We start from the raw sequence: 20487 nt of genomic DNA on the forward strand, positions 1-20487 counted from the left end.
TATTTCTCTGCCCGCCTAACATTGTACTTTTGATATTTAAATAATAGGAACGGATTTCATGAACGTAAAAGCAATTGCAATGATTATTGGTGCTTCCCTGATGGCTAGCACCGCTTACGCAGCAAACGAAGGCGAAGGCAAAATCACCTTCACTGGTTCTATCACTGATGCACCTTGCTCTATCGCTGCAGGTTCACTGGACCAGGTTATCCCATTGGGTGCTGTATCTAACGTTGCTTTGGCTGTTAACGGTAACACCGGTGTTTCTACCCCAATGCCTTTCAGCATTGAACTGAAAGATTGCGTAGTTGCCACTGCTGGCACCAAAGATAAAGTTTCTGTGACCTTCACCGGTGCAGCATCTTCTTATGACGCAGCTAGCCTGGGTCTGATCGGTACAGCTCAAGGTGCTTACATCCTGATGTCTCAGGCTGACGGTGCCAAAGTGGCTCTGAACACCCCAACTGCTGGTCAGATCGTGACTGACGGAACCAACAGCACCCTGAGCTTCACTGCAGCCCTGAAAGGTGGCGGTACTGACGCAACTATCGTCCCAGGTAACTTCCAGGTACCAACCAACTTCGTACTGTCTTACCAGTAAGTTTGTTGCGCAGTGCTGAATAACCTGCGGCGGCTGTGCCGCAGGTTTTTTTTGTTACCCATGGAGTTGGTTCATGAAATGGACTTATGACGTTTCACCTTATGTGGTGCCTTCCCTGCTGATGTGTTGTGCCCTGACGTTTTCTGGCAGTGCAGCTTCCGATGATGTACTGGGGAAGGGGCGCGTCAGCATGGAAGGCGCCATTGTAGAGACGCCGTGTGCCATTGAAGTCGGCGACCGTGATCAGAGTCTGGTGATGGACACCCTCCCGGTCAGTCAACTGATCCGGGATGGCCGCGGGCCAGAAAAAGAGTTTGTGATTCACCTGAGAGATTGTGTGCTGGCGCGTCTTGACCCGAAGGCCGCCAACTGGAAGCACTTTGCTGTGGCTTTTGATGGTGACAGCGACAGAGGTCACTTTGGCCTCTCGGGAGAGGCACGTGGTGTGGCTCTGATGATACGCGATCCGCATGGCACGGTGGCGACGCCGGGGAGTGCTTTGCGTGCTGGGGACATTTCTCCGGGAGAGATGCAACTGCATTACACCCTGAGTCTGGTAGGTAATCAACAGACGTTGCAGGCAGGGAATTACCGTTCGGCAATACGGTTCAGAATGGATTATTACTAAAGGGACTCTCTTCATGGTGCGTTATTTTTCCCGCTCCCTGCTCGCCATCTTGTGTCAGGCCAGCCTGGGCAGCGGCGTATTGCTCGGCGCAGTGAGCGTGGCCCAGGCAAAGGATATCCAGTTCAACACGGATGTATTGGATCTCAAGGATCGTGGCAACATCGATTTAGCCCAGTTTACCCACAAGGGCTTTATCCTGCCGGGTACCTATGATCTGGCACTAAGCCTTAATAACCAGGTACAACCGGCACGTCCGGTGGCGTTTCTGGCCCCGGACGACGATCCGAAAGGCAGTCAGGTCTGTCTGAGCAAAGAGATGGTCGATCAACTGGGTCTGACCAAGGCGGCGCTGGCCAAGTTGACCTGGTGGCATCAGGACCAGTGTCTGAACCTGGAGAGCGTGGATGGGCTACAGGCCCGTACCGACCTCGGTACCAACACGTTATACCTCAGCATCCCGCAGGCGTATCTGGAATACAGCAGTGCGAACTGGGATCCGCCCTCGCGCTGGGAAGAGGGGATCCCTGGCATTCTGCTGGATTACAACCTGAATACTCAGGTTCAGCGGCAGAACCGGGATGATACCCAGGGCTATAACCTCAGCGGCAACGGGGTCACCGGAGCCAACATAGGTCCTTGGCGGTTGCGTGCCAGTTGGCAGACGCAAATCAACCACCTGACCGGTGCTGGGCAACAGACCGAGCGGAGCTTTGACTGGACACAATACACCGCCTACCGGGCGATTACACCGCTACGCGCCAAGCTGACGCTGGGGGAGGACTTCCTTAAATCCGACATCTTCGACAGCTTCCGTTTCACCGGTACCAGCCTGATCTCGGATGACAACATGTTGCCACCGAATCTGCGTGGCTATGCACCGGAAGTCACCGGGGTGGCACGCGGCAACGCCAAGGTGGTGATCAGCCAGCAGGGACGCGTGATCAAGGAGGTGCTGGTCGCCTCTGGGCCATTCCGTATCCAGGATTTAGATAGCGCGGTCTCCGGTGCATTGGATGTGCGGGTAGAAGAGGCCGATGGCAGCGTACAGAACTTCCAGGTGGATACCGCCACCATTCCGTACCTGACCCGGCCAGGGCAAGTGCGTTTTAAGCTGGCGGCGGGCCGTCCGTCTGACTGGCAGCATAAGGTCAATGGACCGATGTTTGCCACCGGTGAGTTCTCCTGGGGCGTGAGTAACGGTTGGTCGCTGTACGGTGGTGGGCTGGGTGGTGATGAATACACCGCCCTGTCATTGGGGATCGGGCGTGACCTGATGGTTCTGGGGGCTTTGTCGGTGGATATGACGCAGTCCCGTGCACGGTTACCGGATCAGGATCCCATGCAGGGGGGATCTTACCGCCTGAGCTACTCGAAGCGTTTTGACGAAACGGGGAGTCAGGTGACGTTTGCCGGCTATCGCTTCTCCGACAGCGGCTTTCTGTCGATGGCGGACTACCTGAGTTTAAAGAATAGCCCCGACGGGACAGCGCCGGGGCGCAGTAAGGAGATGTACACCGTGTCCTTCAGTCAGCAAATCGAATCGCTGGCAATGAGCGGGTACCTCAACTACAACCACCAGACTTACTGGAACCAGGCCACCAGTGACCGTTATGACCTGACGTTGGCACGGAATTTCGATATTGGCAGCTTTCGTAACATCAACCTGTCACTGACGGCTTACCGCAACAACTTTAGCGACACCAAGGATGACGGCATGTACCTGTCGCTGTCGTTGCCGTGGGGCAGTAGCGGAACGATGGGCTACAGCGGTTCTTACGCCGCGGGCAACAATAGCAACTCGGTCAGCTATTCCGACCGGATCAATGATGCCGACAACTATGTCTTGCGTGCCGGTATGGCGAACAGCGACGCCGATCTGAGCGGCTATTACACGCACCGGGGCACTCTGGCACAGATGAATGGCATGGCCAGCTACCGTTCCGGGCAATACAGCTCGCTGGGGATGTCGATGATGGGCGGTGCGACCCTGACCGCGAAAGGCGGTGCGCTGCATCGTGCGGCAGTACTGGGTGGCACGCGGATGCTGGTTGATACCGACGGCGTGTCCGGCGTGCCGGTGGGCGGTTATGGCAGTACGGTCAACTCCAACTACTTCGGTAAAGCGGTGGTGGCGGATGTGAACAGTTATTACCGCAACAGCGTACGTATCGACGTGGACAAACTGGCGGACAACGCCCAGGCCACCGGCTCGGTGTTGGAAGGGACGCTGACCGAAGGCGCAATAGGCTATCGCCATTTTGAAGTGATAGCGGGTGAGAAGGCGATGGCGGTGATACGCCTGGCCGACGGTTCGGTACCGCCGTTCGGCGCCACGGTCCTGAATGCCAAGAAGCAGGAAACCGGCATGGTGAACGACGCGGGCAACGTCTACCTCAGCGGCATCAAGCCGGGTGAGACGATGACGGTGCATTGGAATGGTGCCGAACAGTGCCGCATTACGCTACCAAAAGAAATACCGGCGGGTATGACCGCCAACCTGCTGTTGCCCTGTGTAAAGGGGTAACGACAGAGAACCAAACCCATTGAACAGTAAGGGCGTCATCGCCAGCAGGCTAGTTAGCCGGTAGGGATGACGTCTGATAGGAAGAGTATAGGTAATGATGATGAAAAGATTTTTTGCGATGAGCCTGTTGGCTGGCGCCGCAGTGGCCACCATGGTGCCGTCCGCGCAGGCGGCGATTTCTCTGGATCGCACCCGTGTGGTGTTCCCAGGGGATGAGAAGTCGGTAAGCCTGACCGTGCGCAACCAGAATCCGGAACTGCCGTATCTGGCGCAGGGTTGGTTGGAGGACGCCCAGGGCGTCAAGCTGGAGGGGAACAGTGCATTTACCGTGTTGCCACCGGTACAGCGCGTTGAGCCGAAAGGGCAGACCCAGGTGAAAATCCAGGCAACGGCGGGTGCCAATGCATTGCCGCAGGATCGCGAGTCGCTGTTCTTCTTCAACCTGCGGGAAATCCCGCCGAAGAGTGACAAATCGAACGTGTTGCAGATAGCGCTACAGACGCGCATCAAGATGTTCTATCGCCCGGCGGCACTGGCCGAAGCGGCGGCAAAGCTGCAAGCGACGCCGTACCAGGAGCAACTGACGCTGAGCAAGAATGGCGATCAGTACACCGTCAACAACCCAACGCCGTATTTTGTGACATTGATTGGTGCCAGCGCCAAAAAGGGTGGGGACGTGGTGAAAGGTTTCGAACCGCTGATGGTGCCGCCGAAGGGCAGTGTCAAGTTGGGCGGTAGTGCTGCGGCGTTAGGGGCCACCCCGGTGCTGGTGTATGTGAATGACTTCGGTGGCCAACCGGCGCTGACCTTCAGCTGCAGTGGCAGTAACTGCAAAGTGGATACCAGCAAGCGCGACAAATAATCACCCGGCATGGCGGTGGTGATGGGCGGTGCCCGGCGGGTATGAACCGTGACGGAAGAACGAGGAAATAATCATGGAAAAGAGAAGACTGCCCGGTAAGACAGCACGGTACACCATCCTGAGCGGGATGGTGCTGGCTGCTCTGCTTTCCCCGACGGCACAGGCCGCTGCGGGAGCGATTGACGGTGAGCACGGCGTGCTGCATGTGTCGGGAGCGCTGACCGAAAGCGCCTGCCGCCTGGAAATGAGCAGTGCTGACCAGTCGGTCGAGTTGGGTGAGGTGGGAACCGGCCGTCTGCAACACGTTGGCGAACGGGGAGCGGCGGTGGCGGTGACCTTGTATTTGCAGGACTGTTTACGCAGTGCAGCCAACAATCGTGACCAACAAGGCAACCTGACCTGGAGCACCAACCAACCCGCGGTGTCGTTGACCTTTACCGGCGTGCAGGATAGCAACCAGCCCGATCTGTTCCTGGCGCGCGGTGTAGGCGGCATGGGATTGCGCCTGACGGATGCCTCTCACCACGACGTCGTGCCAGGGTTGGCTGGTCAGCCGCAGTTACTGACACCGGGCAACAACGTGCTGACCTATTACATTGCGCCGGAGCGCACCGGAGCACCGTTGCAAGCGGGCGCGTATCTGGCCCACGTCAACTTCAGGTTGAGCTATGAATAAATTTCCATTGCGGGCCCTGAGCTGCGCACTGGGCGGTCTGGTGTTATGCCTGGCCTCGGCGCAAGCCGCCACCCAGTTCTCGTTCACTATCAAAGGCACGGTGGTCTCTGGCCCGGCTTGCATACTGAACGCCAACACGGCAATTGATGTGAAGTTTGGCAGTGCCTTGCAGACCACCAGCATTGATGGCAGCAACTATGCGACACCGGTGCCGTTTACCCTGGCCTGTGTCGGCAATCCGTCGAGCCTGCGGCTGAGGTTCCAGGGGGCGGTAACTAGCTTTGAGCCCGGCGTGCTGGCAACCAACTTTGCGGATCTGGGGATCAAATTGTTGAAGCCGGACAGCAGCACGCTGGCGGTGGATGAGTGGTTTACCTTTGCCTATACGGCCACGCCGCCCACTATCACGGCGGTACCGGTGAAAAGGCCGGGGGCCATTCTGCCGGGTGGAGCGTTCAACAGTACGGCAACGCTGCTGGTGGAGGTGATATGAAACAGCTAACAGCAATGCGCCGTGCTCTGGCCCTGACGATCGCCTTGGGTATCGTGTTACCGGCACAGGCCGTGGACGTCAAGTTCAGCGGCACGCTGGTCGTGCCACCACCTTGTGTGATTAACAGCAACAGCGATATCTCGGTCGATTTTGGCACCGATCTGCTGGCCGGCCGGGTTAACGGGGTCAATTATGAAAAGCCCATCAGCTATGTGCTGGACTGTACCGGGGCGACCTCCACGACGCTGAAATTGCAATTCCAAAACGGCGGGGCAGGTTTTGATGCCACCGTGCTCGGTACCAGTAAAACCAACCTGGGCCTGGAGTTGCGCAGTAACGGCACTAAATTGCCGATGAACACCTGGCTGAATTTTACCGACCCGGCTCGCCCTGTATTGACGGCAGTCCCGGTGAAAGCGACCGGCAGCACCCTGAGCGGAGGAGCCTTTACTGCGGCTACCACGCTGTTGGTGGACTATCAGTGAGGGATGAACAATGACGGCTAAAACAGTTTCCCTGGCAATCTTGCTGGGCATGATGGGCGCATTGGCGTTGCCAGCACCAGCGGTGCAGGTCAACTTTCAGGGCGGCTTGGTGGAGGCATTGCCCTGCACCATAAGCAACGATCAACTGATTGAAGTGGATTTTGGCGACAGCCTGGTGATCCGCAATCTTGACGGAGTGCGCTATAGCAAGCCGATCCCTTATCAGATTGATTGCAGCGGCGTAGGGAAGGTCAAGTTGAGTTTGACGGGGGAGCCAGCCAGCTTTGACAACATGGCGATCCAAACCAGCCTGCCGGGCTTGGGGATCCGCATTTTAATGGAGGGAGGGGTGCCTTTCCCTTGGCAGAGCTCATCTTTTGGCGATGTCGATCTGCAATCCCTGCCGCAGTTGACTGCGGTGCCAGTAGCCAATTCGGCACAGCCACCGAGCCCGGGAGCATTTACGGCGCGAGCCACGCTGCTGGCCGAATATCAATAGGAGCCGTTTGATGAAGCAATGGCAATTACCACGGATCGGTCTGGCACTGCTGTTGGCCTACCCGTTTTTATTCTGCGCACCGACGCAGGCGGCCGAGAACCTGGCCTTCAGGGGGACGCTGGTGAATGCGCCTTGCACCCTGCGTCCGGGTGACGAGGCAATAGAACTGAACTTTGGCACGCTGGTTAACAAGTTCCTTTACAACAATACGCGTACTCCCAGCCAACCGTTTTCATTGCATCTGGATGACTGTGATACGGCAGTGGCGACAGGGGTCAAACTGACGTTTATCGGCACCGAGAACTCGGCATTGCCAGGGCTGTTGGCACTGGATGCGTCCAGCGTGGCCCGTGGCGTAGCTGTGGGTATGGAGACGGGCGCAGGTCAGGCATTGCCGCTCAATGAGCAAGGTTCCACCGCGCCGTTGACGCAGGGCAACATGGCGATTGCGTTGCAGGCCTATGTGCAGGCCGAACCGGTAGCGCAGGCGAACCTGGGCATTGTGCCGGGGGCGTTTACGGCGACTGCGACGTTTGCGCTGGAGTACCAGTAGCAGACGGTGCGGCCATGGTGGAGGCGCTATGGTCGCCTCAGCCAAGAACAGTAATGGGCGGCAGGCTTACAGCCGCCTTGCAGTGGCCGGTTGGCCATTATAGGCAACAGGATTATTGCATGTAGCGCGGTAATTTCTTTGCCGCAAATTATGACATGAGATCACTATGCGATTACCAATCTGTTTGACAAAAATACTGTTGCTGACCGCCCTGTTGGTGGGGGGCGAAGCCTCTGCCGCTGTCCAGTTCACCTCTGCAACGGGGACGGCCTCATCCAGGGGATCAACCATCTTCGCAACATGGGTATCCGATGCGAATGTGTATGCACCGGCCAACCTGGGTCCCTATGCGTCTTATGGTGCCGTATCCTCGTGGACCAATAACCCGACTGACCAGTCAGCGGTGACTGATGGGAGTAGTATCGATATCATCAGAGGTGAAACCTGGGAAGCGCTCAACGCCCGTTGGTCGGCCAAGTATGGCAATAGCGCCAGTCGCCTGTTTAATTCCGGTAGTAGCGACCAGAACAACCAGGGAAAATATATGTGCATGCTGTTGATCAGCGCCAGCGGGACGACGCGCTATAAAACGGGGTGTACTCCTATCGACTACTCTAAAAGTACGGTGTCCTGTGATATCGCAGGTCCCTCGACCCTTGACTATGGGATGCTGGATATAAACTCGGTGAATGGGCAAGTTGCCCGTCTTGACGCCACGATCCAATGTTCTGGCGCAGCAACTGTGGGCCTTACCTCCTCACCGACGAATGTCACTTTGGGTAATGGGATCACCGCTACGCTCAAACTTAATAACGGTAATGCGAGGGTGCAAATCAACTCGGGCGGAATGGCTACCGTGCCAATAGAATCAACACTATCAGCCACCAATCCGGTCGCTGGTAATTTTTCTGGCTCAGCGGTAGTCGTCATCAACGTGTTGTAAAATTATTCGCAGACTCGTATCTAGATATAGGGGGGCCTCATACGGCCCCCCTCACAGTCGAAGGCGAATTTAGTCACATTGCCATTTTCTCATCACTCCCCCTGCCGCCGCTCTCAATTCTATTTCCGATTTCCTCTTTATCCATTCGACCAACCCGTGGTCTGCCGAACGATTTGCTGTATATCCGGGTAGTCTTTCTAAGATTTATGAATATGCAGGCGGAAATTATTATTCAAGCTAGAGTTGTCTAAACCCCTGTCAACTACGCGCACAGAAGAAGGAGGGAACATAACCGGTGGAGAATACCAACCCTTCTCTGCCTATCGGATAGACCTCAAAGTCAAATATCATGCCCTGTTGCAGGTAAAAGCGCGGCAGGTAGCGGGCGACTTCCTCTGTGTTGCTGTTGTCAGCGGGGGAAATTATCGCCGAGGTTGACTTAAGATGATAAAACCCGTTCTCATAAATGAAGGTAAAGTAATTTTTCCTGCTGACGTTGGTCACTTTCGCCCCTTGCCTGAGCGTTCCCTTCAACACGGCAATGCCGTTATCACCCTGAAAGCTGTAGTTCAATGCCAGGGATAATTCCGCATCCTCCTTGTGAACCTGCAGTATGGCATCGCAGTTGAAATACGTATGCCGATGCTGGGCATAGAGGTGGTAGATGCCTTTGGCCTGCAAAAAGAAGAACCAGGAGAGTAATGTAAATACGCCGATCGGTAGGAGCCTATTCATGGTGCTGCCACTCCAAATGATACTCTGAAATACAGCTATTACTGGTCTCGGCGGAAAAGGGTCGCTCACAGCGGATCACCGACGCTCGGGGAACCAGAGGATAGGTCGAGAAATAGATAAATTTAAGTTTGTTACAGGTGAACTCCTTCTGGGCAATAAACTGCATAAAAGATTCCAGCGTGGTTCTGCTGCTGTAGAGGTAGACCGAGCACTGGTCTATTTGCCCTATGTAGTGAAAGTTGGAAAAGAAGTTTTTTTTCGCCGAGCCGCTCCAGATGGCAAACAGGATCAAGCCAGCGATTAAGGAAAGGCCGAGCACCATAAACCACTGGTGCCTGGGTTGATTGTTGTTACTAATCCTAATGTTGCTTGGTACTTCGGGAGGGTTATTTTCAATTATGGGCAGCGGTTCCGTATGTTTTGCTGTGCCATGCTGCATGATCTTTTCTACCGGCACCGTTGCAGGGATCATTAATCCTTGGCGGGGGACGGTCTTTATCACCGTGTGTTCATATCCGGCATGTTTTAATCCTTTACGCAGCATAAGAATGTTTTGGTAGAGGGTGTTATTAGAAACGCCAGGCGCATTTTTTTGCCAGCCGACATCAAATAAATCCTGTTGCAATACCAGCGAGCCCTGTTGGTTCAGCAATAACTCAAAACAGCGTGAGGCGGCAACAAAAAGCGTGATTTCTTCACCGTTGATACGGGAGTGAAGTAAGTTATCATCAGGCCAAAATTCAACGCAGTTATCGATAAGATAACAACAACCATTATGGGCCATTTTTTAACCTCCGTGTATACATCTTTATTGTTATTAAAACAGGTATTAAGTCTTGGTATATAAGGTATTTGTCGGGGGGGTGTCTTATTGACCAAAAAACATCCTGATAGATAGGGCGCTTATTAGGATGCCAAGTGTATTTCGCTATGTCAAACAAACTGAGACTATTCTTAACAATAAATTTCTTAATCACGCTTTAGATATGAATGAATTTATTGTGTGTATTTCTTAGGTTATCTTAAGTATTCTTAAATAAAAAAATAAAATTCACTAAGTTATTGATTTTATTGTGTATTAAAATTTGTGCTTTTGGTTTGAATAAATTGATTATGACGATATGAACCAAGCCGGTAACCTATGTCCAACTTTTCAGGGATAGTGGCGATAAGCAAATTAAGAATATCCCCCACGGAATTAGAAAAGGGTTGACTCTATTATGGTTAATGGATGCGCTATGAGCGAACAAAGGATTGGCTATCATGATATCAATGATGTGTATTTCCATGTCGCCAGCAATAACAGCTTTTTTATGCAAGGTATCAGCTGTGGCTTGCTGAAGCTAAGGCAACAGCATGAAGATATCAAGTTAGACTATACCCTGTCGGAGGGTTCGGCTCGTAGTATACGGCTAATCGCCGATATTATTCGTGAGAAACATCACGCTACCTTGATAGTCGTTATTGCCAGCGCCGCATTGTTGAATATGCTATCGCTAAGTATTGAGCATCTTTATCGGGAGCGGGTTATTTTTATTGTTGCCAGTGAATGTCGTGCTGCTTTATTAACGCAGATTGCGTACTCGCCGGATAACGCCTGGGTAAAACAGGCACAATACTTCCCGAAAGGAACGCAGGCGGCATTAACCAATAGAGAAAAACGTATTTGCTATTACCTATTTCGCGGTTACAGCCCCAAGATGATTGGTGCAATTTTGGGTATTAATATAAAAACGGTCAGCAGCCACCGCGTCTCGGTAATGAAGAAGATAGGATGCGCCAACAAAATAGGCTTGTATAAAACTTTGCGCTTCTATTACGGAGCCAGTGCAGAAGGCTGAGCGTTAAATCTGTATTTAGCAACAAGATATAAAAGCATGGAAAACTCTCCATTGAATAATGGGGCGGTCACTCATGTTTTTGTAGTCCCCCAGACCATGTTTAGCATGGATGGATAGTAGTAATAAATATCAATCAATTAATATATAAAGGAATAGAAATAATGAAACTGAACAAATTCATGGTCGCCGCAATCGCAATGGGTTTTGTTTCTGTAGCCAATGCTGCACCAAAGGATCAGGGCCATGGCTCCGTTGAATTTTATGGCTCTATCATTGATGCACCTTGCTCTATCGCTCCTGGTGACGAAAAACAGCGTATCGATATGGGCCAAATCGCTAACGTCGCCTTGAAAGACGGTGGCAAGTCCACACCAGAAAAATTCTATATCCATCTGGTGAACTGTGACAACTCAACCGCTAAAACGGTCACCAGCACTTTCTCTGGCCCAATTTCTGCGGGTAACGCCGATCTGCTGGGCATCACCGGTTCTGCCCGTGGCGCTAGCCTGGCGATCACCGATGGTGCTGGTGCGTTGATCAAACTGAATACCCCTACTCAGCCACAGGGTATCGATAACCACACCAATATCCTGAACTTCTCTGCCTACCTGCAGGGTGATATGGGTACCGACGGTAAAACTGCTGCAGAAATCGTCCCGGGTGACTTCAGCACCACGACTACCTATACCCTTACTTATCAGTAATTTATAGCCGGTCGGACGATCGCACATGCGGGGAAACCCGCATGTTTATTCTTTAATGTCATGGTGTTGAAAGGATTAACGGCGTGAACAAAATGGATTATGCGGTGACGGGCTGCCTGTTTGGCGCTCTGCTCTGCACCAGCGCAACCGCTGCAACGCTAATGGGCAAAGGCCGGGTCACTATGGAGGGCAGCATTATTGCGACCGCCTGCGCCATAGAGATGAATAGCCGCGATCAGGTTATTGAAATGGCCACCATTCCCGTTTCAAAGATTGCGCGTGACGGGCGTGGTATCGCCAAACCTTTTTCCATCCATTTGATTAACTGCATCGTGCACCGTGTCGATCCCACTCTCCCTGATTGGCAGGCATTTCGCGTCACCTTCGACGGTACGCCGGATGGCCAGTTACTGGGGGTTGAAGGCGATGCCCGTGGCGTTGGGCTACAGATCAAAGATCACCAAGGCAACATTGCATTACCCGGTGTACCACTGCCCGCCGCCGAATTAACTGCCGGTGACAAGGTTCTGCAATACACCATGAATCTGGTACCGAACCAACAAGTATTACGAGCCGGTGAATATCGTTCCACCGTACGTTTCAAAATGGATTATTACTGATAAAACGGAATTTCATCGATGGCCAAACCTGTTGCGAATTCCATCTTCCGGCTGCGCGGACTATGGATCTGTATTGCTTTATCGCTGGGAAGCCCGGTTTATTTTTCTCATGCCGCAGATGATATCCAGTTTAATACTGACGTGTTGGATACTCAAGATCGGGAAAATATCGATCTCAGTCACTTCGCGCGTGGCGGTTATATTATGCCAGGTAGCTACACCATGGCGGTGTATCTCAACCGGCAGCTGCTGGTTGAACGGGCGATTACCTTTGCCCCCTCTGCAGCCGACCCCAAAAGTAGTGAACCTTGTCTGACGCCCGAGCTGGTCGATCTATTGGGGCTGAAAGACAGCGCCCTTAAGCATCTCGTCTGGCAAAGCGATCGCCAATGTGTTGATCCGCAAAGTATTCCAGGGTTAATGGCGCAGGGAGATCTCGCGACTTCAGCCCTGCAACTTAGTGTGCCGCAAGCCTATCTCGAATACAGTTCTGCAGAGTGGGATCCGCCTTCCCGTTGGGATAATGGTATCCCGGGCCTGTTGCTTGACTACAACATGAATTTCCAGACGTCACGTCAACAGAACCAGGGGCAGAACTACAGCCTCAGCGGCAATGGGACGACCGGTGCCAACCTCGGGGCATGGCGCCTGCGTGCCGATTGGCAATTACAGGTGAATCATCAGACGGGGGCTAACTCTGCAGGCAACGAAAACAACCTGGACTGGAGCCGCTATTACGCCTATCGGGCGGTGCCCCAACTGCTTGCCCGTTTGACGCTGGGGGAAAACTTCCTCAACTCCGATATTTTCGACAGCTTCCGCTTTACCGGCGTTACGCTCAACACCGACGACAACATGTTGCCGCCGAACCTGCGCGGCTATGCGCCAGAAGTCAGCGGCGTGGCGAAAAGCAACGCCAAGGTGACCATCAGCCAGCAGGGCCGGGTGTTGTATGAAACCCAGGTCGCGCCAGGTCCATTTCGTATTCAGGATCTGAACGATGCGGTGTCTGGCCAGTTGCTGGTGCGTATTGAAGAGCAGGATGGCAGCGTGCGGGAATTTAGCATGAATACCGCCAGCATCCCTTACCTGACGCGTCCTGGCTCACTGCGCTATAAGCTGGCAACAGGTAGACCGACCAGTTGGCAGCACAGTGTTAACGGACCGTTGTTCGCTACCGGGGAATTCTCCTGGGGGGTGAGTAACGGTTGGTCACTGTATGGCGGTGGCGTGGGGAGTAATGACTATAACGCGCTGGCGTTAGGGGTTGGCCGTGACCTGATGTTTTTGGGCGCACTGTCATTCGACATCACGCAATCTCGGGCAAGTTTGCCGCAGGAAGGAGACCTGTTTGGTAACTCCTATCGTCTGAGCTATTCAAAACGCTTTGAGGAGTACGACAGCCAGGTGACCTTCGCCGGTTATCGCTTCTCTGAACGTAACTTTATGAGCATGGGCGAATATCTGGACGCGCGGACATCAGGCAACCGCACCCAGAGTAGCAAAGAGATGTACACCGTTACCTTCAATAAGCAGTTTGTCGATCTGGGGCTGAGCGCCTTTGTGAACTACAGCCATCAGACGTATTGGAACGACAGTGCCAACGACCATTACAACCTGTCGCTGGCGAGATACTTCAATATTGGCCGCTTCAAGGATATCAACCTGTCATTGACCGCCTATCGCAATAAATACAACGGGACGACCGATGACGGCATGTATCTGACGCTCACCGTACCTTGGGGCGATGCGGGCTCCGTCAGCTACAACGGCTCCTGGGATCGCAATAACAATACCCACCAGATGAGCTATTTTGGCCGGGTGAATAACGCGGACTCCTATCAGGTCAGTGCGGGTAGTGCTCGCCACGGGGCCATTGCCAGCGGTTATTACACCCACATGGGGGATATCGCACAGGTTGGAGCCAACGCAGGCTACCAGGCCGGGCGTTCCAGCTCCCTGGGTCTGTCGCTACAGGGCGGAATGACGGCCACTGCCGAGGGTGCCGCCTTGCACCGTATAGGTATGCCAGGAGCAACGCGCATTCTGGTGGATACCGATGGTGTCGCTGGAGTTCCTCTGCGCGGTTACGGTGCCAACACTTGGTCCAACCGCTTTGGTAAAGCGGTGGTAGCCGATATCAACAGCTACTATCGCAATCAAATCAGCATCGATCTCAACTCGCTCGATGACAAGGTTGAAGCCATCAACTCCGTGCAACAGGCCACCTTGACGGAAGGGGCCATTGGCTTGCGTCGTTTCGAAGTGGTCGCTGGCGAAAAAGTGATGGCAGTGGTTCGCTTGACGGACGGTTCATCGCCGCCTTTCGGTGCCACCGTGCAAAACGCCAAGCAACGGGACGTGGGCATTATTAACGATAACGGCAGCGTCTATCTGAGTGGTATACAACCCGGGGCCAGCATGACCGCCAATTGGAATGGCATCACTCAGTGCGAAATAACGCTACCTGCGCATATTCCCCAGAACATGGCACAGAACTTATTGCTGCCTTGCCGGCCTATTGCCGCCAAGGAACATCCGCAAACGGAAAACCCAAGCTGAACGGAAAAAGACTGATGAAACTAACCACAACGCATTCATTCACCGCCAGTGCTTTGTTACTGGCTATCCTTGTACCGCAGGCCAATGCGGCTATTGCGCTGGATCGTACCCGGGTGATTTTTAACGGTGCCAGCAAATCCGTCAGCATGAGCGTCAGCAATGAAAACAAACAGCTGCCTTATCTGGCTCAGGGCTGGATCGAAGATGAACAGGGCAACAAAATCACCAGCCCGCTCATTGTGTTGCCGCCGGTTCAGCGTATTGAATCCGGTGCCAAAAGCCAGGTGAAAGTTCAGGGGCTGCCTGCGGCGCAGCAATTGCCACAGGATCGTGAATCACTGTTCTATTTCAACCTGCGTGAAATTCCTCCACGCAGCGACAAGCCAAATACGCTGCAAATTGCACTGCAAACCCGTATCAAACTGTTCTACCGCCCGGCGGCAATTGAAGCGACCAAGGAAATGATGAGCAATCCCTGGCAGGAGAAAATGACCCTGACAAGGCAGGGCGATCGCTATGTGGTAAACAATCCCACGCCGTATTACATCACCATCGTGGATGCCAGCGCCACCAAAGGGGGCAAGGGTGTTAGCGGGTTTGAACCGCTCATGGTTGCGCCTAAATCCAACGCGCCGTTAAGCGCCAGTGCCAGCGTTTTGGGTAATGCTCCGGTGCTGACTTATGTCAACGATTTCGGTGGCCGTCCTGAGCTGATCTTCCGTTGTACAGGTGATAGCTGTCAGGCCGAACCAGGCAAACGTAACTCATAAAGAGGTGAATTATGCCGTGGAAAATACTGACGAAGCTCGCCAGTTTGGTACTGGTGCTGGGTCTGCCATCGGCCTTTGCCGAGAGGGTGGATAACTGGAATGTGGACGGCGCACATGGCGTGTTGCACGTGCATGGGGCGTTGACCGAAAGCGCCTGTCGGCTGGATATGGCCACCGCGCGCCAGACGGTCGAACTTGGTGAAACGGGGACGGGGCGATTGCTGAACGTGGGCGATCGCGGGACGCCAGTCGCCGTGACTCTCCGCTTATATGACTGCCTGCGCAGTGGGGCACGCAACCGCGATTGGCGTACCGGTAATCTTAGCTGGGATCCGGTGCAACCAGCCGTTTCGGTGGGCTTCATTTCCCCTGCGGATGCCGACAGCCCATCGTTGATCGGCGTGCGTGGTGCGTCCGGTCTGGCTCTGCGTCTCACCGACGCGGACCATCGGGACGTGCGTTTGGGGAGCCGGGGCAAACCATTATTTTTGCTTCCTGGGCAGAACATACTGACCTATTACGTGGTGCCAGAGCGGACCGCGGCTCCCTTAAACGCCGGTGGTTATCAGGCCCATATCGATTTTTGGCTGAATTATGACTGAGGTGCGCATGAGCAGAAAACGTGATTACGCGGCTCTGCTGACATCGCTGCTGTTATTCACTGGGCAGCCGGCGATGGCCGCAACATCCATGCTAAACATCTCGGGTAATATTTTGCTGCCGCCACCTTGTGTCATTAACGGCACAGAAACCATATCGGTGGACTTTACCGATCAAGTGATGACGACCCGGGTTGACGGTATTAACTACCGTCAGCCAGTGCCCTATAAGCTGGATTGTACCGGCAGCAGTAACAATGCTTTAAAAATGAAGATCCAGGGCATGGATGCTGGCTTTGGCGGCGCGCTGCAAACCACCAGTACTAATTTAGGGATTATTCTTTCCACCGACAGTAAGAAGATGCCGGTGAATAGCTGGTTGAACTTCAACCTGCCAGATACGCCAACGCTGTTTGCCACGCTAGATAAACGTCCTGGTACCACTCTTAAGGCCGAACCCTTTACGGCAACAGCCACTATGGTGGTGGATTACCAGTGAATCAGGAGAATGGAATGAAACTGGGCGCAACATTGTTGGTACTCCTGTCGCTGGTCCTGCTGGCCGTAAGCCCGCTGTGGGCGGCAGACAACATGAGTTTTCGCGGAGCCTTGATTGAGCCGCCGCCTTGTCAGGTCAACAACGGTAGCGATATTGACGTGCCTTTTGACAAGGTTGGCGTCAATACGGTGGATGGGATCAACCACCGCAGGCAGGTTCCTTATGTGCTGGACTGCACGGCGGGGCCAGCCTGGAACATGGTGTTGACGCTGATTGGCCCGTCAGCCAGCTTCGAACGAGCCACATTACAGACCAATATCGCCAATCTGGGGATCAAGATTTACCAGAACGGCCAGCCGTTTGATCTGGATACGCCGCTCGGCATCGACCCGCAAAACCCACCGCGGCTGGAAGCCGTACCGGTTAAAAAAACGGGTTCAGAACTGCCCGAAGGGGCGTTTGAAGTCACGGCGACGCTGCGGGCAGACTATCAATAAGGAACCGAGATGCGGCAAAAACTGGGCTATTTGTGTACCGCCATTACCCTGCTTTCGCTGAGTGTGGGCGTTAGGGCAGCAGATAATATGCGTTTGCATGGCACGCTGGTGGCACAACCTTGTGTCATACAGCCGGGTGATGAAATCGTCGAGTTGGATTTTGGTACGGTCATTGACAAGTACCTGTACCACTACCAGAAAACGGCTAGTGAGGCGTTTAAATTGCACTTGAGCAAATGCGATCTGTCGTTAGGGAGCGCTGTGCAGGTCACGTTGAGTGGCGTTGAGAACCCAGCATTGCCGGGGTTACTGGCATTGGATGCATCCAGCCAGGCATCCGGCATTGCCATTGGGATTGAATCGATAGAAGGCAAAGCGATGCCATTGAATAAACCTGGTGAGCAGCGTTACCCATTATCCGCAGGGGATAACTATCTGCGTATGCAGGCCTATGTGCAGGCCGAGCCAGAGGCGATTGTCAACAAGACCATCAGCCGTGGCCCTTTCAGTGCCACCATGACTTTTGCGTTGAGTTATGACTGAGGTTAACTCGAAATAATAAGGAACAAGGATGATGATAATAGCCACGACGCTGCTTAAAAGAGCCGCGATAATCTTTGGCCTGCTGGTGCCTACTTTTGGTTACACTGTTGGCCTGGATGTAAACTGGACTGGTCCGAAACAGCTGACCATCCAGTCGCAACCTGACGGACTGGGTGGTTCGGCGAATATCTGTAAGGCAGGGAAAACGATCTATTTTTATGCCATTTTGAATACTGCGGCGGGGAATAAGCAACGGATGATTTTCTCGGCCTCTGGGATCGCCAGCGGTATCTGCAAGGATGTGTTAAAAGCGGCGTTACCGAAAAGTTTTACGCTCACTGGCCTGGAAAATTACTTCTTCGGTTTGGGATTTGTGGTGGGTTCCCGGCCAGCGGATGGGAACGTGAACGTCTCACTTGAATATCAGTCAGGTACGGGGGACGGCTGGAAACCACAGCCACCGCCGGGGCCTGCCTGCTCGCTGGTCGGTACCTCGGTCAATATCAACTACAATGACATTAAGCTCAGCGAAGTCGCGGGATATAAGAAGAGCTCGTCTCTGTTAGTGAGCTGTAATTCCAAACAGAGGGTAAAGGTGACGCTTATTGGTTATGTGCCTTCCAGCGGGATCAAGTTGCGCTCGGATGGTTCATTGACCGCCAGTGTGCTTATCCGTAATCAGGCAGGCAATGTCGGTAGTATTGAAGATGTTCCCGCCAAGCAAACCATCTCCGTGCCAATCTCTTCAGAACTGAAGGTGAATGGTAACCTGGCTGGTGGCTATTTTGGTGGTTCGTCGGTGATTAATATGGAGGTCTATTAGCCGGTATCCTGGAGAGGTCGTATCTGACGACGATTGCGGGCTGACTCCCTCTCCCCCAACAAGTGTTTATGGCGTCCACTCTCTTTACATCCGGAGAGGGTTGGGGTGAGGGGGCAAAGGTAAACTTATTTAACAAGCATCAGGCTAAAAATGACCGCTTATTCGACGGCCTGCCATTCCAACTGGTATTCAGGAATACACTTGTTTTTCGCGCCGCGAATATAAGGGCTGTCACAATGGATCACTGAGGCACGGGGAAGCAATGGATGGGCGGTAAAATAGATATATTTCTGCTCTGAACAATCGACCTTGTTGTGGGCGATAAATTGCAGATAGGTGTTAAGGGAGGTCCCTCTGTCGTAGAGGTAGACCGAACACTGCCCGATTTTCCCGGCATAGTTATAGTTGGAAAAATGCTTTTCGTGTACCCAATGACCCCACAAAATATAGCACAACATACCCACGCAGGAAAACACGCTAAGTAGCGTCACCAAAAGGGGGGCGGGGATGCGCCGTTTTTTCTTTCCGATAGTTCGGGAGAGGTCACGCGTACTATCCTCTGAGAACATTTCCCCATCAGGGGGCAATAGGGGAGCATCGCCTGCTATTTTCTCTACCGCAACGGATAACGGTATCGTCAGCCCCTGGCGGGGTACCGTTCTGATTACCGTTTGATCACAACCCGCGAGTTTTAAACCTTTCCGCAACGTCAGGATGTTTTGATAAAAGGTATTGCTGGACACGCCGATACCACTTTGGTTCCAGCCGATGTCGAACAACTCCTGCTGTGAAACCAGTTTCCCTTGCTGGTTCAATAGCAGTTGCAGGCAGCGTGAAGCCGCAACAAAGAGTGTGACCCTTTCGCCGTTCTTGCGTGAGTAAAGCAGGTTTTCTTCGGGCCTGAACTCTATACTGTTACCGATGAGATAATAAAAACTACTACATTCCGTCGTCACTTCGCCATCTCCATTTTCAAATCTCACTTGATATTAAAGCGGATTTTAACATCTGATATTCTAATCATTGAGTGAGATTCTTCCTATTGGTTGTAAAACAGTCACCACCAAACGGGTTGGGAGCACACCCTGGTTGGGGGTTCTATTGCAAAATTTACCAAGATTATTCTGATTAGTAAATTGATTTAAGACGATTTAAGGCGATATTTAGCACGTTATCGATTCCATTAAGTAATCTTAAGGTCATGCTGATTTTACTCAAGTTATTGATTTTTATTTTATTTTTATAGTTATTCCTTTTAAGGCTCAAGGTTGAGATTAATTGAGTATGCCGGCTGGAGGGCGGTCGCTAACATGCGTCCAACTTTTCAGCGTTAGGAGAAAAGCCAGTGCAAAATAGTTCATAGGGATTTGGCGGAATGTTTAATAATAGAATGGATAACGAATTTTATGTAAGCGGAACCTGTTTTGGTTACCCAGGTAATGATATCGAACAGATATCATTTCATATCGCCAGCGACAACAGTTATTTTGTCGAAGGGATCATTTTCAGCTTACATAAGTTAAAACAGCAACATAGCCATATTGATTTTGAGCATACCGTGTCGAATGGTTCTGCACGCAGCGCATTACTGCTGACCGAAATAATCCGCGAAAAAAAACATCATTCATTAATGGTTGTCATTGCCAGTGCTGCACTGTTGAACATGTTGTCACTAAGTATTGACCATCGTTATATGGATAAGGTGGTATTTGTGGCGACCAGCGAGTGTAATGCTGCTGTATTAGCACAGATTACCGATGCACCTCATAGCACCTGGGCTATTCGGGATAAATATTTCCCTAAAGGGACGCTGGCGGCATTAAGTAATCGAGAAAAGCGCATCTGTTATTACCTGTTTCGCGGTTACACTCCGAAGATGATCGGTACGATTTTAGGGATTAATGTAAAAACGGTTAGCAGCCATCGTGTGTCCGTTATGAAAAAAATCGGCTGCAGCAATAAAATAAGTTTTTATAAAACCTTGAAGGTTTATTACGGTGCCAGCGTTGAAGGCTGAATCTGAATAAAAG

Annotated in this window: 24 protein-coding genes; 21 read left to right on the forward strand and 3 right to left on the reverse strand. The window is 52.6% G+C overall.

Annotation, left to right across the window (positions count from 1 at the left end):
- The first annotated feature begins 58 nt into the window (after nucleotides 1-58).
- The 10 genes from ACRDCA_RS08430 to ACRDCA_RS08475 all read left to right on the forward strand — a co-directional run bounded on the left by ACRDCA_RS08430 (nucleotide 59) and on the right by ACRDCA_RS08475 (nucleotide 8264).
- Nucleotides 59-601 (forward strand): fimbrial protein, encoded by a 543-nt coding sequence (locus ACRDCA_RS08430; protein WP_438689129.1) that lies wholly within the window; start codon nucleotides 59-61, stop codon nucleotides 599-601.
- A 73-nt stretch (nucleotides 602-674) separates the two neighbouring features.
- Nucleotides 675-1229 carry a fimbrial protein gene (locus ACRDCA_RS08435; RefSeq protein WP_438689130.1) on the forward strand — a complete coding sequence of 185 codons (555 nt, stop codon included), beginning with the start codon at nucleotides 675-677 and terminating at the stop codon, nucleotides 1227-1229.
- 13 nt (nucleotides 1230-1242) lie between these two features.
- Nucleotides 1243-3753: an outer membrane usher protein gene (locus ACRDCA_RS08440; protein ID WP_438689131.1), complete on the forward strand. Its 2511-nt coding sequence runs from the start codon at nucleotides 1243-1245 to the stop codon at nucleotides 3751-3753.
- A 100-nt stretch (nucleotides 3754-3853) separates the two neighbouring features.
- A complete protein-coding gene (locus ACRDCA_RS08445; RefSeq protein ID WP_438689192.1) occupies nucleotides 3854-4615 on the forward strand; it encodes a fimbria/pilus periplasmic chaperone in 762 nt (253 codons plus the stop codon).
- 73 nt (nucleotides 4616-4688) lie between these two features.
- Nucleotides 4689-5291, forward strand: coding sequence for a fimbrial protein (locus tag ACRDCA_RS08450; protein WP_438689132.1), 603 nt, complete (start codon nucleotides 4689-4691; stop codon nucleotides 5289-5291).
- Entirely contained in the window at nucleotides 5284-5784 is a 501-nt protein-coding gene (locus ACRDCA_RS08455) for a fimbrial protein (protein WP_438689133.1), read from the forward strand. Before ACRDCA_RS08450 ends, ACRDCA_RS08455 begins: the two co-directional genes overlap by 8 nt.
- Nucleotides 5781-6269, forward strand: a complete 489-nt coding sequence (locus tag ACRDCA_RS08460) for a fimbrial protein (protein WP_438689134.1) — start codon at nucleotides 5781-5783, stop codon at nucleotides 6267-6269. The genes ACRDCA_RS08455 and ACRDCA_RS08460 overlap by 4 nt, the downstream gene beginning before the upstream one ends.
- A 10-nt stretch (nucleotides 6270-6279) precedes the next feature.
- Nucleotides 6280-6768, forward strand: coding sequence for a fimbrial protein (locus ACRDCA_RS08465; RefSeq protein WP_438689135.1), 489 nt, complete (start codon nucleotides 6280-6282; stop codon nucleotides 6766-6768).
- A gap of 10 nt (nucleotides 6769-6778) precedes the next feature.
- Nucleotides 6779-7321: a fimbrial protein gene (locus ACRDCA_RS08470; protein ID WP_438689136.1), complete on the forward strand. Its 543-nt coding sequence runs from the start codon at nucleotides 6779-6781 to the stop codon at nucleotides 7319-7321.
- A gap of 184 nt (nucleotides 7322-7505) precedes the next feature.
- The gene (locus ACRDCA_RS08475; RefSeq protein ID WP_438689137.1) at nucleotides 7506-8264 is read left to right on the forward strand and encodes an MrpH family fimbial adhesin; all 759 of its coding nucleotides are present in this window, start codon (nucleotides 7506-7508) and stop codon (nucleotides 8262-8264) included.
- Nucleotides 8265-8522: 258 nt separating this feature from the next.
- Here the strand turns inward: ACRDCA_RS08475 and ACRDCA_RS08480 are convergent, their stop codons facing one another.
- Nucleotides 8523-8999, reverse strand: coding sequence for a hypothetical protein (locus ACRDCA_RS08480; RefSeq protein ID WP_438689138.1), 477 nt, complete (start codon nucleotides 8997-8999; stop codon nucleotides 8523-8525).
- A complete protein-coding gene (locus tag ACRDCA_RS08485; RefSeq protein WP_438689139.1) occupies nucleotides 8992-9783 on the reverse strand; it encodes a winged helix-turn-helix domain-containing protein in 792 nt (263 codons plus the stop codon). Before ACRDCA_RS08485 ends, ACRDCA_RS08480 begins: the two co-directional genes overlap by 8 nt.
- Nucleotides 9784-10237: 454 nt before the next feature.
- Here ACRDCA_RS08485 and ACRDCA_RS08490 point away from each other — a divergent pair, with 454 nt between their 5' ends.
- The 10 genes from ACRDCA_RS08490 (at nucleotide 10238) to ACRDCA_RS08535 (ending at nucleotide 18457) form a co-directional block, all read left to right on the forward strand.
- Entirely contained in the window at nucleotides 10238-10840 is a 603-nt protein-coding gene (locus ACRDCA_RS08490; RefSeq protein ID WP_438689140.1) for a helix-turn-helix transcriptional regulator, read from the forward strand.
- A gap of 161 nt (nucleotides 10841-11001) precedes the next feature.
- Nucleotides 11002-11544, forward strand: a complete 543-nt coding sequence (locus tag ACRDCA_RS08495) for a fimbrial protein (protein WP_438689141.1) — start codon at nucleotides 11002-11004, stop codon at nucleotides 11542-11544.
- 92 nt (nucleotides 11545-11636) lie between these two features.
- The gene (locus ACRDCA_RS08500; protein ID WP_438689193.1) at nucleotides 11637-12164 is read left to right on the forward strand and encodes a fimbrial protein; all 528 of its coding nucleotides are present in this window, start codon (nucleotides 11637-11639) and stop codon (nucleotides 12162-12164) included.
- An 18-nt stretch (nucleotides 12165-12182) separates the two neighbouring features.
- Nucleotides 12183-14726 carry an outer membrane usher protein gene (locus ACRDCA_RS08505; RefSeq protein WP_438689142.1) on the forward strand — a complete coding sequence of 848 codons (2544 nt, stop codon included), beginning with the start codon at nucleotides 12183-12185 and terminating at the stop codon, nucleotides 14724-14726.
- Between the two features lie 14 nt (nucleotides 14727-14740).
- Nucleotides 14741-15496, forward strand: coding sequence for a fimbria/pilus periplasmic chaperone (locus ACRDCA_RS08510; RefSeq protein WP_438689143.1), 756 nt, complete (start codon nucleotides 14741-14743; stop codon nucleotides 15494-15496).
- An 11-nt stretch (nucleotides 15497-15507) separates the two neighbouring features.
- Nucleotides 15508-16098: a fimbrial protein gene (locus ACRDCA_RS08515; RefSeq protein WP_438689144.1), complete on the forward strand. Its 591-nt coding sequence runs from the start codon at nucleotides 15508-15510 to the stop codon at nucleotides 16096-16098.
- 7 nt (nucleotides 16099-16105) lie between these two features.
- Nucleotides 16106-16594 carry a fimbrial protein gene (locus ACRDCA_RS08520; RefSeq protein ID WP_438689145.1) on the forward strand — a complete coding sequence of 163 codons (489 nt, stop codon included), beginning with the start codon at nucleotides 16106-16108 and terminating at the stop codon, nucleotides 16592-16594.
- A 14-nt stretch (nucleotides 16595-16608) separates the two neighbouring features.
- A complete protein-coding gene (locus ACRDCA_RS08525) occupies nucleotides 16609-17091 on the forward strand; it encodes a fimbrial protein (RefSeq protein ID WP_438689146.1) in 483 nt (160 codons plus the stop codon).
- Between the two features lie 9 nt (nucleotides 17092-17100).
- Complete coding sequence (locus tag ACRDCA_RS08530; RefSeq protein ID WP_438689147.1) at nucleotides 17101-17634, forward strand: fimbrial protein; 534 nt, start codon at nucleotides 17101-17103, stop codon at nucleotides 17632-17634.
- A gap of 28 nt (nucleotides 17635-17662) precedes the next feature.
- Complete coding sequence (locus ACRDCA_RS08535; protein WP_438689148.1) at nucleotides 17663-18457, forward strand: MrpH family fimbial adhesin; 795 nt, start codon at nucleotides 17663-17665, stop codon at nucleotides 18455-18457.
- A gap of 158 nt (nucleotides 18458-18615) precedes the next feature.
- Here the strand turns inward: ACRDCA_RS08535 and ACRDCA_RS08540 are convergent, their stop codons facing one another.
- Entirely contained in the window at nucleotides 18616-19413 is a 798-nt protein-coding gene (locus ACRDCA_RS08540; RefSeq protein ID WP_438689149.1) for a winged helix-turn-helix domain-containing protein, read from the reverse strand.
- 419 nt (nucleotides 19414-19832) lie between these two features.
- Here ACRDCA_RS08540 and ACRDCA_RS08545 point away from each other — a divergent pair, with 419 nt between their 5' ends.
- Nucleotides 19833-20474 carry a helix-turn-helix transcriptional regulator gene (locus ACRDCA_RS08545; protein WP_438689150.1) on the forward strand — a complete coding sequence of 214 codons (642 nt, stop codon included), beginning with the start codon at nucleotides 19833-19835 and terminating at the stop codon, nucleotides 20472-20474.
- Nucleotides 20475-20487: the final 13 nt, after the last annotated feature.

Source organism: Serratia sp. (in: enterobacteria) (assembly GCF_051654945.1).
GTDB lineage: Bacteria > Pseudomonadota > Gammaproteobacteria > Enterobacterales > Enterobacteriaceae > Chania.